The sequence below is a fragment of the Streptomyces sp. NPDC101393 genome, from assembly GCF_044767385.1.
Lineage (GTDB): Bacteria > Actinomycetota > Actinomycetes > Streptomycetales > Streptomycetaceae > Streptomyces.
Genome location: NZ_JBIWNU010000008.1, coordinates 493,807 through 507,813 on the forward strand (window position 1 = coordinate 493,807; position 14,007 = coordinate 507,813).

Consider the following 14,007-nt stretch of genomic DNA (forward strand, 5'->3'; position numbering starts at 1 on the left):
GGCTACGCCTGCGGGCGGCCCAGCGCCCGGTAGGTCCAGCCGGCCTTGCGCCACAGCTCCGGGTCCAGCGCGTTGCGGCCGTCCAGGATGCGGCGTACGGAGACCGCCTCGCCCAGCGCGGCCGGGTCCAGCTCGCGGAACTCGCGCCACTCCGTCAGATGCAGCACCGCGTCAGCGCCGCGCACCGCCTCCAGGGCGGTGTCCGCGTAGGCGAGGGTCGGGAAGAGCCGGCGGGCGTTCTCCATGCCCTTGGGGTCGTAGACGGTCACCTGGCCGCCCTGGAGGTGGATCTGCCCCGCGACGTTGAGCGCGGGGGAGTCGCGTACGTCGTCCGAGTCCGGCTTGAACGTCGCACCCAGCACGGCGATCCGCTTGCCGAGGAAGCCGCCGCCGACCGCGGTACGGGCCAGCTCGACCATGTGGCCGCGGCGCCGCATGTTGATCGAGTCGACCTCGCGCAGGAACGTCAGCGCCTGGTCGGCGCCCAGCTCACCGGCGCGGGCCATGAACGCCCGGATGTCCTTGGGCAGGCAGCCGCCGCCGAAGCCGATACCGGCCCGCAGGAACTTCTTGCCGATCCGCTCGTCGTGCCCGATGGCCTCGGCCAGCTTCACCACATCGCCGTCGGCCGCCTCGCAGACCTCCGCCATCGCGTTGATGAAGGAGATCTTTGTGGCCAGGAACGAGTTGGCGGAGGTCTTGACCAGCTCGGACGTCGGGTAGTCCATGACGATGAACGGCGAGCCCTCGCCGACCGGTGTGGCGTACACCTCGCGCAGCAGCGCCTCGGCGCGCTCACTGGCCACACCGACGACGATCCGGTCCGGGTGCAGGGTGTCCTTGACGGCGAAGCCCTCGCGCAGGAACTCCGGGTTCCAGGCCAGCTCGGCCTCGGCACCGGCCGGCGCCAGCTCCGCGAGCCGCTCGGCGAGCCGGGCCGCGCTGCCCACCGGCACCGTCGACTTGCCGACGACCAGCGTCGGCCGGGTCAGATGCGGTGCCAGCGCCTCGAAGGCGCTCTCCACGTAGGACATGTCGCAGGCGTACTCGCCGTGCTTCTGCGGGGTGTTCACACAGACGAAGTGCACATCGCCGAAGGCACCGGCCTCCTCGTAGGAGGTGGTGAAGCGCAGCCGGCCACTGGAGCCCTCGAACCCGGCGACATGGCGGCGCAGCAGCTCCTCCAGGCCCGGCTCGTACATCGGGACCTCGCCCCGCTGCAGCATCTCGATCTTCTCGGGCACCACGTCCAGACCCAGCACCTCGAAGCCCAGCTCGGCCATGGCGGCGGCGTGGGTGGCACCGAGGTAACCGGTGCCGATCACGGTGATCTTGAGGGCCATGGATGCTCCAGGTGCTCACAGGGAAAAGGCGCTGACCGAGCATAGTCGGGCACCCGGCGGACTCCACAGGCCGCTGGGCGGGCCCGGTGCCCGGTCACTGTCGGCAACCTCACGTATCCCGCGGCCGGACAGGCGCCTAGACTCCTGGGGTATCGGGTTACTTAACGGTAGTTAGCACAAGCAGCCAGCTCTCAGGGGAGTGAGAAACCTTGGCGGGAACCGCTGATTTCGATCTGTACCGGCCGTTGGAGGAGCACGACATGCTCCGCGAGTCGGTGCGTTCGCTCGCCGAGGCGAAGATCGCGCCCTTCGCCGCCGCGGTGGATGAGGAGGCGCGCTTCCCGCAGGAGGCGCACGACGCGCTGGTCGCGGGCGACCTGCACGCCGTCCACGTCCCGGAGGCCTACGGCGGCGCCGGCGCCGACGCGCTGGCCACCGTCATCGTCATCGAGGAGGTCGCCCGCGTCTGCGCCTCGTCCTCCCTCATCCCGGCGGTCAACAAGCTCGGCTCGCTGCCGGTGATCCTCTCCGGCTCCGAGGAGCTCAAGGCGAAGTACCTCGGCCCGCTGGCCAAGGGCGACGGGATGTTCTCCTACTGCCTGAGCGAGCCGGACGCCGGCTCGGACGCGGCCGGGATGAAGACCAAGGCCGTACGCGACGGCGACTTCTGGGTCCTCAACGGCGTCAAGCGCTGGATCACCAACGCCGGCGTCTCCGAGTACTACACCGTCATGGCGGTCACCGACCCCACGGCCCGCTCCAAGGGCATCTCCGCGTTCGTCGTGGAGAAGGGCGACGAAGGCGTCTCCTTCGGCGCGCCGGAGAAGAAGCTCGGCATCAAGGGCTCCCCGACCCGTGAGGTCTACCTCGACAACGTCCGCATCCCCGCGGACCGCATGATCGGCGCCGAGGGCACCGGCTTCGCCACCGCCATGAAGACCCTGGACCACACCCGCATCACCATCGCCGCCCAGGCGCTCGGCATCGCCCAGGGCGCCCTGGACTACGCCAAGGGATACGTCCAGGAGCGCAAGCAGTTCGGCAAGCCGATCGGCGACTTCCAGGGCGTGCAGTTCATGCTCGCCGACATGGCCATGAAGCTGGAGGCCGCCCGCCAGCTCACCTACGCCGCGGCCGCCAAATCCGAGCGCATCTCCGGCGGCGGCAAGGCCGAGGACCTCACCTTCTTCGGCGCAGCGGCCAAGTGCTACGCCTCCGACGCCGCCATGGAGATCACCACCGACGCCGTCCAGCTGCTCGGCGGCTACGGCTACACCCGCGACTACCCCGTCGAGCGGATGATGCGCGACGCCAAGATCACCCAGATCTACGAGGGCACCAACCAGGTCCAGCGCATAGTGATGGCGCGCAACCTGCCGTAACGGCCCCCGCAGCACCCTCCGTACGACCGAGGCCCCGCCGAATCGGCGGGGCCTCGGTCGTACTGCGGACGTTTCCGGTCGGCTGCGTCAGTCGCTGCTGACCGTGACCTTCTCGTCGTTGTTCAGCTGCTGCACGAGCTGCTGGAGCTTGGCCTTGTCCCACAGGAGGTTGCCGCCGGAGCTGCCGGCGATCGGCATGTTCATCGACTTGCCCTCGCCGCCCGTGACGCCCTTCATCGCGAAGAACATCTCGCCCAGGTTGAACAGGCTCATGTCCTTGTCGGTGATGACCGTGTCCAGGCCGGCGCTCATCGTCGGATAGAGCTTGAAGGGGTTCAGGATCGTGCCCGGGGTCGCGGTCTGGCTCGCCAGGGAGGCCAGGAACTTCTGCTGGTTCTTGGTGCGGTCCAGGTCGCTGCCCGCGAAGGCGTGCCGGGTGCGGACGAAGGCCAGCGCCTGCTGGCCGTTGAGCGTCTGCTTGCCGGCCGGGAAGTCGGCGCCGGCGTTCTTGTCCTTGAACGCCTTGGGGATGTTCATCTCGACGCCGCCGATGGCATCCACGATGCCCGCGAAGCCCGCGAAGCCGATCTCGACGTAGTGGTCGATGTGCAGCTTGGTGTTGGACTCGACGGTGCGGACGAGGAGCTCGGGGCCGTCCTCGGCGTAGGCCGCGTTGAGCTTGGTGTGCCGGCCGGTGCCCGGGTACTTCTTGCCGGAGTCCGAGCCCACGAAGGACGGTATGACGACGTCCGAGTCGCGCGGCAGCGAGATCAGGGTCGGGCCGTTGCTGCCGTCGTGCAGGATCATCATCGAGTCGGTCCGCTTGCCCTCGGCCGAGCCGGTGTGCAGCTTCTGCTTCTCCGCGGCGGACATGCCCTCGCGGCTGTCCGAGCCCACGATCAGGTAGTTCGTGCCGTCGCCGGCCTCGGGGCGGTCGATGACCTTGCTCAGGTCCACCTCGCGGCGCACCTTGCCGTCCGCCCAGAAGTAGGTGGCGACCGAGGTGATGAGCAGCACCGTGACCAGGGTCAGCACGGTCCACTTGATGCGGCGGCCCCAGTTGGGGCGCGGCCGGGCGCCGCGGCCGGCCTGGTCGTCGTAACCGCCGCCGTGGCCACCGCCGCGGCCGGCGCCGTCGCCGTAGACCTGGCCGGTGTTGTAGCCGCTGTCGTAGTCGTCGTAGCCCTGGGACTGCTGCGGCGGCACGGTGCCCCGGCGCGGGGACATCGACGGCGGCAGCGGCGGCTCGTGCCGCGGTGAGCCGTGGCCGGCATCGCGCCGCACCTGCGGCATGGCGCGCGCACCCTCCGGCTCGGCGCTGCCGCTGCCGCGTCCGTACTGGTTGCCGGGCCGGCCGCTTCCGTTGCCGGCGCCCGGGCGGGGGGTGCCCCCTTGCCACTCATTCATAGGGTGAAGTGTGCCCGCCGAAGGGGGGCGCTCCATAGGGCGGGTGCGGTATCGGGCCACTGCTGTTGCAGAGCTGATGCAAAGCGACAGCCCACTACCGCCGCATACCGCAAGGCGCCCGACCATTCAGGCGGCGCAGGTGGAATCAGCCATTCCGGACGGTCGGCGGGTGCCCGGGGAGACCCGTGTCACGCCCGGTGCGGGGCGGCCCTCAAATCGAGCCGCTTACGCTGGCACCATGACCGATCTCGTCACCATCAGCCCGGAGAGCGAACCCGAGGGCAAGCCCACCGCCGTCTCCCGCACCACGTTGTCGCACATCATGACGGCCGGCGACACCAATCTTCTCGGGACCGTGCACGGTGGCGTGATCATGAAACTGGTCGACGACGCGGCGGGCGCGGTGGCCGGCCGGCACTCCGGCGGACCCGCGGTCACCGCCTCCATGGACGAGATGGCCTTCCTGGAACCGGTCCGCGTCGGCGACCTGGTCCACGTCAAGGCCCAGGTGAACTGGACCGGCCGGTCCTCGATGGAGGTCGGCGTACGCGTCCTGGCCGAGCGGTGGAACGAATCCACCCCGGCCCAGCAGGTCGGCTCCGCCTACCTCGTGTTCGCCGCCGTCGACGAACACGGCAAGACCCGCCGGGTGCCGCCCGTGCTGCCCGAGACCGAGCGGGACAGGCGCCGCTATCAGGAGGCGCAGATCCGGCGCACCCACCGCCTCGCCCGACGCCGCGCGATCATGGAGCTGCGCGAACGACGCGCCGCCGAAGGACTCGACGACGCATGAGGCGCCGCACGAGCGCCACCGCCGGGCCCGCCGGCGCCGCCAGCCCCAGACCGATGACCGTGCCGGCCGCCGCGCACAGCACATCGCCGGCATCGGCGATCCGCCCGGCCCGCATCACCAGCTGAGCCGCCTCCAGGGCCACACTCAGCCCCACCCCCGTCAGGAACGCCCCCGCCGCCGATCCCCGGGGCGCCGCGAAGCGCAGCAGCAACGGCACCGGCACGAACAGCGCCGCATTCGCGAACTGCTGCCTGACCAGCATCGACAGCTCCTCCGGCGGCAGCTGCGCACCCGGGTCTAGCAGCCCCGCGCCGGGCAGCCACCACACCGTGGCGTCCGCCGAGCCCACCGGCTGGCTCGGGGTGAGCGTCGCCACCAGGAGCAGCAGCAGCCAGCCGGCCAGCAGCGCCGCGGCCGTACGGCGCGGCGCGCGGCTGCGGGGGGCGAGCTGCCCCCAGAGCGCGAGGGCCAGCGCCGACGCCAGGGCCGCGGCCAGGAACAGCGCCACCGTGGTGGGGGTGATGCCCAGGACGACCTGCCACACGAGGGTGCCCCTTCGAAGAGATCCGGTACGGGGAAGCGAGTATCAGGCGCAGCTCCAGCGGGTGACGAAGACCGTCCCGGCGTGCTCCATGACACCCCGCACGCATTCGCCGGCGAACATCTCCACCCGGCCGCCCAGCGTCACCGCGCCGCGCGCCGTGCGCCGGCTCCCGAACCACCCCGGGAACGCGGTGATCCTCGCGTTCTTGCGCTGATAGCCCAGCCGTACGCCGATCTCACCGCGGCCCGCCGCCCCCGAGCGCCGGTATGTCGCGGTGTACGTTCCCGTCGCCCCCACCGGCCCGCGCAGGCACAGCTGCCCGCCCACCAGGTCGCCGCAGCCGGTCGGCGCGGCGGGGGCCGGCGGAGTCGCGGCCACGGTGGCCGCGACCAGGCACAGCGAGGCCAGCGCGACCCCTGCCCGCCGCGCGGACGCCCGCGAGGCCGGCCGCCCCGGGGGCGGGGAGTCCCCGGTACGCCGGGGCGCGGGCACGGTCACGGGCACACCGCCTGGTCGCCGGTGACCGCCGTGTAGCCGCCCGGCAGCTGCGGGGTCTCCTCCGCCCGGACCGGGTTCACCGCCTTGTAGTCGGCGCCGATCGTCACCTTCAGCACCGGGCCCAGATTCGCCGCCGGCCGCAACTGCGCACCGGGCAGCGCCGCGGCCAGGGTGCGGGCCGAGCGGTCCCAGCGCGGGTCGTAGGCGATGAAGGTGCGGGCCACCGGGGCGCCGACGGCGTTGCCCGGGAGGCCGGTGGTGGCGAAGCCCGCGGTGTGCAGCGCCTTCGAGGCGGCGGTGCCCAGGCCGCGTCGTGTGCTGCCGTTGTAGACCTGCACCCGGATCTGGTTCGGCGGGACGTCCACGACCGTGGCGCGCGGCTTCTTCGGCGCGTTCTTCGGCGGGTGCACGGCGAGGGGCTTGTCATCGCGCAGGGCCTGGAACAGCCGCTGCGACTGCACCGGTTCCCAGCTCAGGGTCGAACCGACGCCCGGCACCTTGATCCCGGTGCCGCTGCGCAGCGGCACCGAGGTGAACTCCGACGATGAGGGCGTGAAGCCGCGCATCGCCTGCCCGAGGTCGACCATGTCGTTGGCGTCGAACCCCGAGTCCGCCCGCACCGACTGGAGCATCGTGTCGGCGACCTCCTTGAAGCGGATCGGGTTCATCAGCACCCCGGAGGAGGTGACCTTGTGGATGAGGGCGGCCAGGAACCGCTGCTGGCGCTGCATCCGGCCCAGGTCGGCGGTGCCGTCGATATGCCGCGACCGCACATACTGGAGCGCCGCACCGCCGTTGAGCTGCGATTTCCCGACCGGCAGCGCCAGCCCCGTATGGCTGTCCCGCAGCGGCCGTACGGTGCAGATCTCCACCCCGCCGACCGCGTCCACGCTCCGCATGAAGCTGGTGAAATCGACCTCCAGGTAGTGGTCGATGTGCACCCCGGTCATGTGCTCGACGGTCCGCACGGTGAGGTTGGGGCCGCCCTCCGCGTACGCCGCGTTCAGCTTGATGGCGTGCCGGGGCCGGGCCCTGCCGGTGGTCGCGTCCGTGTGGGCGGGCACCTCGGCGTACGAGTCGCGCGGCAGGCTGACGACGCTGGCGCGGTCCCGCCCGGCGGAGAGGTGCACCAGCATCAGGGTGTCCGTGCAGTGACAGGGCGCACCGCCCAGGTGGTACTTCTGCTTCTCTTCCTTGGTCAGCTTGTCGCGGCCGTCCGTGCCGACGACCAGGAAGTTCAGGCCGTCCCCGCCGCCCGGCCGGTTACTCATGCCCTTGAAGGCGTCGACCCGCCCGATCCCGCTCTGCACCCCGGTGACCATGGCGTGCCCGACGCCGCTCGCGGTCATCAACAGCAGTGAGACGAAGGCGCCGATCCGCAGCCCCCAGCGCTTGCGCGGCGGCCGCCGCTCGCCGGGCCGGTCGGCCTCGCGCTGTGCGGGGCGGCGGGCGCCGGGAGGCGCGGGACGGGGGGAGCGGGACGACGCGGTCACGGGGACTCCTCCGCGGCGGGACGGATGCGAGCGGCAGCCGGCGGGGGCGGGGCGGGGAGGGGGACAGGACGGGACGAAGCCGGCGGGGACACCGTAGGCCGATACGATCGGATGCAAAGCGTCACACGCCGGGCACAGGCCCGGCGGCCACCCGGCTGCCGTCGGTCCGTGTCCCCCGTTCGCGGTAACGTGAGTTGCGTAGAGCGCAGTCCCCCACGCAGTCACCCGGCGAGCGCTGCCGTCGCTGACGGCCTCGCAGCGGGCCGAACCCCGAGGAACCATGCCCCAGCAGCAGCCCCCGGCCGTCTCCGTGATCATGCCGGTGCTCAACGAGGAACGTCACCTGCGCAACGCGGTCCGGCACATCCTGGAGCAGGAGTACGCCGGCGAGATGGAGGTGGTGATCGCCGTCGGCCCGTCCGCGGACCGTACGGAGGAGATCGCCGCCGAGCTCGCGGCCGAGGACCCGCGGGTGCACACCGTCGCCAACCCGACCGGCCGCACCCCCGCCGCGCTGAACGCCGCGATCAAGGCGTCCCGGCACCCGATCGTGGTCCGCGTCGACGGCCACGGCATGCTCTCGCCGAACTACATCGCCACCGCGGTACGCCTCCTGGAGGAGACCGGCGCGCAGAACGTCGGCGGCATCATGCACGCCGAGGGCGAGAGCGCCTGGGAGGACGCGGTCGCCGCCGCGATGACTTCCAGGATCGGCGTGGGTAACGCCGCGTTCCACACCGGCGGCAAGGCCGCCGAGGCCGACACCGTCTACCTCGGGGTGTTCCGGCGCGAGGCGCTGGAGCAACAGGACGGCTACAACGAGGAGTTCATCCGCGCCCAGGACTGGGAGCTGAACTTCCGGATCCGTGAGGCCGGCGGCAAGGTCTGGTTCTCGCCCGAGCTGAAGGTCCAGTACCGCCCGCGGCCGAGCATCAAGGCGCTGGCCAAGCAGTACAAGGACTACGGCAAGTGGCGCCATGTCGTCGCCCGCTACCACTCCGGCTCGATCAACCTGCGCTATCTCGCGCCGCCGACCGCGGTGTGCGCCATCGCTGCGGGCGTCGTGGTCGGCGCCGCCGTCACCCCGTGGGGCTTCGTCGTCCCGGCCGGTTATCTCGCGGCCATCGCCGCGGGCTCGATCCCGGCCGGCAAGGGACTCTCGCTGAAGGCGCGCGCCCAGATCCCGGTGGCGTTGGCGACCATGCACATGGCGTGGGGTGTGGGCTTCCTGACCAGCCCGCGCTCCCTCGCGAAGAAGGTCATCGCCAGCCGACGCCCGGCGGTCCTGGCCGCGGCCGAATAGCCGCCGCACGGCATATGGGAGGGGGCGGGCCGCAGCGGCCCGCCCCCTCCCATATGCCGTGCCGTCAGAAGCTGTACTGCGGGTTCACCTTCATGCAGGCCTTCTTGTCCTCGCCGTTGAGCGCGTCCGCGCTCTCCGGGGCCTTGTCCGCGGCCTTGTCGCCGCCCGGCTGCTTCGGATAGTCGGCACCGTTGCGCCAGTCGTTGCCCACCACGAGCCGCATCTCCCGCACCGAACGGGACTCCTTGACCGCCCCCTTGGGCAGACCCAGCGCCTTGGCCAGCGCGAGGGCGTCACCCCGCTCGCCCTTGTCGCGGTAGGTGAGGGTGGTGTCGGCCTGGGTGCTGAGCGAGGGGTCGGTGCCGGCGGCGGCGTAGCCGAGGCCGCTGAGCCGCTGCTGGATCACGCTCGCCCGGCCGGAGACCGGGCCCGAGACGCTGCTGTTGGTGCCGTTCTGCACGACAACCTCCAGCTCTCCCTTGGGAGTTGACGGCTTCGGATCGGGTGTCGCCTTCTTCTTGGCGTCCTTGCCGTCCAGCGCCGTGTCGTTGCGCAGCATCGCGAACGTCTGCTCCGCCTCGCCGGGCTTGGGCATGACATACGACTCGTCGGGGCTGTACTGCCAGGGCATGGTGACCATCGTGATGCGCTTGGTCGGCACCCGCCGCAGGTCACCGCCCAGGTCGTACAGCTTCTTGACGGTGTCCAGCCCCTCGTCGACGGTCAGCGCGCCGGTCGCGGCCTCCGCCAGATCGCGCAGCTTGCCCGGCTCGGTGAGCTTGGTGCCCGCCTTCAGCTGCCGGACCATCGAGTTCATGTACATGTGCTGGGCCTTGGCCCGGCCGATGTCGGTGTTGTCCTCGAATCCGTAGCGCGTACGCAGCCACTGCAGCGCCTGGATGCCCTTCACGGAGTGGGTGCCCTTGGTCAGCTTCAGCCCGCTGCCGTGGCCCTTGCTGTCGTGCGAGTAGACGTTGTTGTCCACGCACACCGGGACACCGCCGATGGCGTCCGCCATCTCCACCACACCGGAGAAGTCGACCATCATGAAGTGGTCGATGTAGATGCCGGTCAGCTCCTGCCAGGTGGCCAGGGTGCAGCCCGGACCGCCGTGCTGCAGCGACTGGTTGATGGCGGCCTCGGTCTGCGGATAGACCTGGTGGTTCTTCGGGTCGGTGCACTTGGGTATCGGCACCCGGGTGTCGCGCGGGATCGAGATCACCGACATGTTGCTGCGGTCGGCGGAGACGTGCAGCAGCATCTGGACGTCGGCCAGCGGCTTGCGGTCCGCGTCCTGCCGTGCGCCGCCGAGCTTGATGTTCGCCTTGCTGTTCCGGCCGTCCGACCCCAACAGCAGGATGTTGAGCGGGGTCTGCCCGAAGGCGTTGGCGTCCGGCTTCTGCAGCCCGGAGCCCCCCAACGACCGGGGCGCCTTACGCAGCTTGGAGTTCAGATGCTCGTAGTAGAGATACCCGGCGCCCGCTCCGCCGACCAGCAGCACCGCGACACCGATCGCGGTCCAGCGCAGTGCCTTGCGGCCCTTGCGGCGGCGCGGCCGCCCTCTGCGGTGGCCGCCGCCGTCGGCCGCCCCGCCGTCACCGTCCACCGGGACGTCGCCGTCCGGCGGCGTCCAGCCCGGTGAGTCCGGCGGCAGGCTGGGCGCCTCCTCCTGCGGGCCGCCGTCCCGGCTCAACTCCTGTGTGCCGGTCCGGCGCCGACGTGATCGTTCACCACGCACACTGCTCTGCCGCATGCGGCCATCTCCCCGTTGTCAGTTGTGGTGCGCCAGGCGCCCTGGCGGGGCGGCCGGGTCCCGCTCAGATCACTTGGCGCAGATGTTCTTGTCATCCGCATTGACGTTCTGGACCCCGTCCGGGGTTTCGGTCGGCGCCTCGACGGGTGTACCCGGTGCTGTGAAGTCCTTGCCGAGGACGAGCTTCATGGGCACCCGGTCGCCGGCGTCCTGCGCCGACTTCTTGAGCGCGCTCTTGGGCAGGCCCATCCAGTCGGCCAGGGTGGCGGCCTGGTCGGCCTGGTTCGGGGCGTATTCGAGGCGGGTGGCGGACAGCTTCGCCGGGGCGTTGCCGGCGTTGGTCGAGAGCTTGGCGGCCTTCATGTTCTGCAGCCAGTCCACGGTCTCCTGGGCCGCGCCGATCGGGCCGCCGCCGTTGGTGACGTCGACGCGTACGGTCTCCGGCGGGGCCTTCTTGACCGGCGCGCTCTTCTTGGCGCCCTTGCCCTTCTTGCCCTTGGCCAGGGTGTGGTCGGCCCGCACCATCTGGAACAGCGGGTCGGCCTTGGGCTTGTCCAGGACGACGGTCGCCGGGTCCTCGGGGTTGTCCAGCACCGGCACCGTCGCGAAGGTGATCTTGTCGATGTCGACCTTCTTGAGGTCGGTGCCGAAGTCCAGCAGCTTGCCCGCGCTGCCGATGCCGGTGTCGACGGTCAGCGCCTTGGTCGCCGCCTGGCTGACGTCCAGGAGCTTGGAGGGGCTGCTGAAGGCACTGGACTTCATCTTGCGGATCATCGAGCTGAGGAACTGCTGCTGCAGCTCGATCCGGCTCAGGTCACTGCCGGTCCCGATGGTGTGCCGGGTCCGCACGAACGCCAGCGCCTGCTCGCCCTTCACGATGTGCCGGCCCGCGGCCAGCTTCAGATGCGACTTGGGGTCGTTGATGGGCTTGGCCGCGCACACCTCGACACCGTCCACCGCTTCGGACAGCTCCTTGACCGCGTTGAAGTCGGCCATCATGAAGTGATTGATCTTCAGGCCGGTCAGCTTCTCGACGGTGCGCCAGGTGCAGCCCGGGTCCCGCCCCTCCTGGCCCAGGCTCGTGTTGAACCGCACATTCTGCTCGCCGGGGATGACCTTGCTCGACCCGTCCTTCTGCTTCGTAGGGCAGTTGGGGATGTCGGTCATCATGTCGCGCGGGATGCTCAGCGCGGTGGCGTTGGTGCGGTCCTTGGAGACATGCATCAGCACGGTGGTGTCGGCGTGCCCGACACTGCCGGCGTCGCCGTAGCCCGCATTCCCCTTGCCGGAACGGGAGTCGGTCCCGATGATCAGGACATTGACCGGGCCCTCGGACACCGCGTCGTTCTCGACGCCGACATCGACCTTGTCGATGTTGCCGTCCAGCTGCTGGTAGATGAAGTACGCGCCCCCGGCGGCGGCGACGAGGACGAACCCCACCACTCCGGCCGTCCAGTACAGCGCCTTCTTCTTCCCCGACTTCTTCGGCTTGCGCTTCCGCCGGCTCGCCGGGCCCGCCGCGGCGGCCGCCGCGCGATTGCCCGCGCGCCGCTCCGCCCGGCGACCGGTGGGACGTTCGTCCCCGTCCGACGCGTCGCCATCGCCGCGCCGGTCGCGCTGGGTGGGCAGCGGGCGGGTGTCGGTGTCGCCGCCCGCCGCGCCCGGGTCGCGCCGGGCACGTCTGGAGCCGGGCGCCCTACGCGGGGAGGGGCGATCCGCGGCTTGACCGGCAGGGTCAAGCCGCAGTTCGTAGTTTCCGGTGTCCGGATCGAACACCCACTGATCGGCGGGATCGACGTTGTTGTCGCCCGCCCGCCCACGGCCTTGCGCGTCCACGGTGCCTTGAGTCCTCCGTCGGTGCCACGCGGCGCCATCCCCTCAAGGCGCTCGGGTCGGTCGATAGTGCTCTACAGGTCAACGGCCCGCTGGTCGTGCGGGCCGGATCGCTCACACTATCCGCCCAGTTCAGCGCCGAGCGACGCCCGTGACAAATTCCACTTCCCTACAACTGGGCAATCCGCCCAATCCATTCGAGTCGTTGAGCGTACCTTTGCGGCATCTTTATTCGCAGATCCCGCGTTCTGCGGTGGTTCCGGGAAACGTGGGGTCCGAAGAGCCCCGAGGAGCCGGACGCTCGCCGTCGGAGGCGTCGCTCTTCCCCGTCCGGGCCGGACCGCCCGCGGCCTGCTCGGTGGGCTCGACGGTCACCGGAAGATCCTTGCGCAGCTTCCCGAACAGCTGCCCGGCCCCCGGTTGCACCAGCTCATCGCGATTGGGGTCCATGCGGTACTTCCGCCGCGGCACCGTCAGGAACTGCACGCGGTCGGTGGGAATGCTGCGCATGCTGCGGACCAATTCGTACAGCCCGGTGAGCGATGCGAGATCCTTGTCGGTGGTCAGCGAACTCGTCGCGGCGTCCAACAGCGGGTACATCCGCGTCGGATTGAGCAGCACACCATTGCTCTGCACTTTCTTCACCAGAGCGCCAAGAAACTGCTGCTGCCGTTCCATACGCTGGGTGTCACTGCCGTTGCCGAGGCTCTTGCGCGCCCGGACATAGCCGAGCGCTTCCTCACCCAGCAGCGTCTGGCGGCCCTTGGGCAGCACGAGATGTGCCGCATGGTCATTGACGGGCCGCGGCAGGCAGACCTCGACACCGTCCACCGCGTCCACCATCTTCTTGAAACCGACGAAGTCGATGATCATGTGGTGGGTGATGCGGATCCCGGTCATCTTCTCGACCGTACGGATCGTGCAGCCGGCGCCGGCGAACTGGAACGCCCAGTTGAACTGCACCGTCTGCGACTCGATCTCCTTGCCGTCGGAACGCCTGCAGTGCGGCGTCAGCACCATCAGATCGCGCGGGATGCTCACCGCGGTGGCGCTTTGCCGGTCCGCCGCCAGATGCAGCAGGATCGTGGTGTCCGAACGCTGGGTGCCGCTGTCCGCGCCGTACTCGCCATTGCCGTCGCCGCGATTGTCGGAGCCGATCAGCAGGATGTTCTCGGTGTCCGGCGGGCCCGCCGCCGGCCGCTCCGACTCGTACTTCAGCAGCTCTCTGAGGGTGGCGCTGTCGAAGTGGATGTTGCCGTTGAGTTTGGTGTAGGCCAGCCAGCCCAGCCCACCCGTGGCCAGCACGAGGACCGCGAGGCCGAGCGCGGCCCAGCGCATCCAGCGCACGGGACGGCGCGGGGTACGCGGCGGGCCGGGGCCGTCCGCCACCGCGGGGTTCCACTTGGTGGGCCGCTCGGCCCAGAGGCCCCACCCGGTCACCGGACGCGGTCGGCCCGCCTCCGGGCCCCTCCCCGACGGCCGCCGCGCCGGTGGCGTCGGCCCGGTGCCCTCGGCGGGGCCCTGGCGGTCGGAAGGGGGTTCCGGGCTCTCGGTCACGTGCGTCCATCCCTCACGGAGTCGGCATGCGCGCCCGCACGCGGGGCCCGGTGCGGACAGCGGACGGAGGAACCCCGCGCAGGGTGGTTCGTACCCAAGAT

At 70.7% G+C, this 14,007-nt stretch carries 11 protein-coding genes; 3 read left to right on the plus strand and 8 right to left on the minus strand.

The window, feature by feature from the left end; all coding sequences use genetic code 11:
- Positions 1-2: 2 nt before the first annotated feature.
- Positions 3-1,343 carry a UDP-glucose dehydrogenase family protein gene (locus ACIRQ7_RS27015; RefSeq protein WP_403673011.1) on the minus strand — a complete coding sequence of 447 codons (1,341 nt, stop codon included), beginning with the start codon at positions 1,341-1,343 and terminating at the stop codon, positions 3-5.
- 209 nt (positions 1,344-1,552) lie between these two features.
- Here ACIRQ7_RS27015 and ACIRQ7_RS27020 point away from each other — a divergent pair, with 209 nt between their 5' ends.
- Positions 1,553-2,725 (plus strand): acyl-CoA dehydrogenase family protein, encoded by a 1,173-nt coding sequence (locus ACIRQ7_RS27020; protein WP_403673009.1) that lies wholly within the window; start codon positions 1,553-1,555, stop codon positions 2,723-2,725.
- Between the two features lie 87 nt (positions 2,726-2,812).
- Here the strand turns inward: ACIRQ7_RS27020 and ACIRQ7_RS27025 are convergent, their stop codons facing one another.
- Entirely contained in the window at positions 2,813-4,132 is a 1,320-nt protein-coding gene (locus ACIRQ7_RS27025) for an LCP family protein (protein WP_404265259.1), read from the minus strand.
- A gap of 238 nt (positions 4,133-4,370) precedes the next feature.
- Between ACIRQ7_RS27025 and ACIRQ7_RS27030 the strand changes: the two genes are divergently transcribed.
- Positions 4,371-4,925 (plus strand): acyl-CoA thioesterase, encoded by a 555-nt coding sequence (locus tag ACIRQ7_RS27030; RefSeq protein ID WP_401473091.1) that lies wholly within the window; start codon positions 4,371-4,373, stop codon positions 4,923-4,925.
- Here ACIRQ7_RS27030 and ACIRQ7_RS27035 read toward each other — a convergent pair.
- From ACIRQ7_RS27035 to ACIRQ7_RS27045, 3 genes are read right to left on the minus strand one after another with little or no spacing between them, the layout of a single operon-like run.
- Positions 4,876-5,469 carry a VanZ family protein gene (locus ACIRQ7_RS27035; RefSeq protein ID WP_403673006.1) on the minus strand — a complete coding sequence of 198 codons (594 nt, stop codon included), beginning with the start codon at positions 5,467-5,469 and terminating at the stop codon, positions 4,876-4,878. The two genes, ACIRQ7_RS27030 and ACIRQ7_RS27035, sit on opposite strands and share 50 nt — an antisense overlap.
- Before the next feature lie 42 nt (positions 5,470-5,511).
- The gene (locus tag ACIRQ7_RS27040; RefSeq protein WP_404265260.1) at positions 5,512-5,967 is read right to left on the minus strand and encodes a hypothetical protein; all 456 of its coding nucleotides are present in this window, start codon (positions 5,965-5,967) and stop codon (positions 5,512-5,514) included.
- Complete coding sequence (locus ACIRQ7_RS27045) at positions 5,964-7,460, minus strand: LCP family protein (RefSeq protein WP_404265261.1); 1,497 nt, start codon at positions 7,458-7,460, stop codon at positions 5,964-5,966. Before ACIRQ7_RS27045 ends, ACIRQ7_RS27040 begins: the two co-directional genes overlap by 4 nt.
- A gap of 280 nt (positions 7,461-7,740) precedes the next feature.
- Here ACIRQ7_RS27045 and ACIRQ7_RS27050 point away from each other — a divergent pair, with 280 nt between their 5' ends.
- Positions 7,741-8,763: a glycosyltransferase family 2 protein gene (locus ACIRQ7_RS27050; protein WP_404265262.1), complete on the plus strand. Its 1,023-nt coding sequence runs from the start codon at positions 7,741-7,743 to the stop codon at positions 8,761-8,763.
- A gap of 64 nt (positions 8,764-8,827) precedes the next feature.
- Here ACIRQ7_RS27050 and ACIRQ7_RS27055 read toward each other — a convergent pair whose 3' ends face one another.
- The 3 genes from ACIRQ7_RS27055 to ACIRQ7_RS27065 form a co-directional block, all read right to left on the minus strand.
- Entirely contained in the window at positions 8,828-10,516 is a 1,689-nt protein-coding gene (locus tag ACIRQ7_RS27055) for an LCP family protein (protein WP_404265263.1), read from the minus strand.
- A gap of 69 nt (positions 10,517-10,585) precedes the next feature.
- Positions 10,586-12,352, minus strand: a complete 1,767-nt coding sequence (locus ACIRQ7_RS27060) for an LCP family protein (RefSeq protein WP_404265264.1) — start codon at positions 12,350-12,352, stop codon at positions 10,586-10,588.
- A gap of 225 nt (positions 12,353-12,577) precedes the next feature.
- Positions 12,578-13,906 (minus strand): LCP family protein, encoded by a 1,329-nt coding sequence (locus ACIRQ7_RS27065; RefSeq protein WP_404265265.1) that lies wholly within the window; start codon positions 13,904-13,906, stop codon positions 12,578-12,580.
- Positions 13,907-14,007 lie beyond the last annotated feature (101 nt).

What these genes read in the sequence shown, in the direction of transcription:
- ACIRQ7_RS27030 (WP_401473091.1), top strand. Translation starts at nt 4,371, where the DNA reads ATGACCGATCTCGTCACCATCAGCCCGGAGAGCGAACCCGAGGGCAAG.
- ACIRQ7_RS27015 (WP_403673011.1), bottom strand. Translation starts at nt 1,343, where the DNA reads ATGGCCCTCAAGATCACCGTGATCGGCACCGGTTACCTCGGTGCCACC.
- ACIRQ7_RS27050 (WP_404265262.1), top strand. Translation starts at nt 7,741, where the DNA reads ATGCCCCAGCAGCAGCCCCCGGCCGTCTCCGTGATCATGCCGGTGCTC.
- ACIRQ7_RS27025 (WP_404265259.1), bottom strand. Translation starts at nt 4,132, where the DNA reads ATGAATGAGTGGCAAGGGGGCACCCCCCGCCCGGGCGCCGGCAACGGA.
- ACIRQ7_RS27055 (WP_404265263.1), bottom strand. Translation starts at nt 10,516, where the DNA reads ATGCGGCAGAGCAGTGTGCGTGGTGAACGATCACGTCGGCGCCGGACC.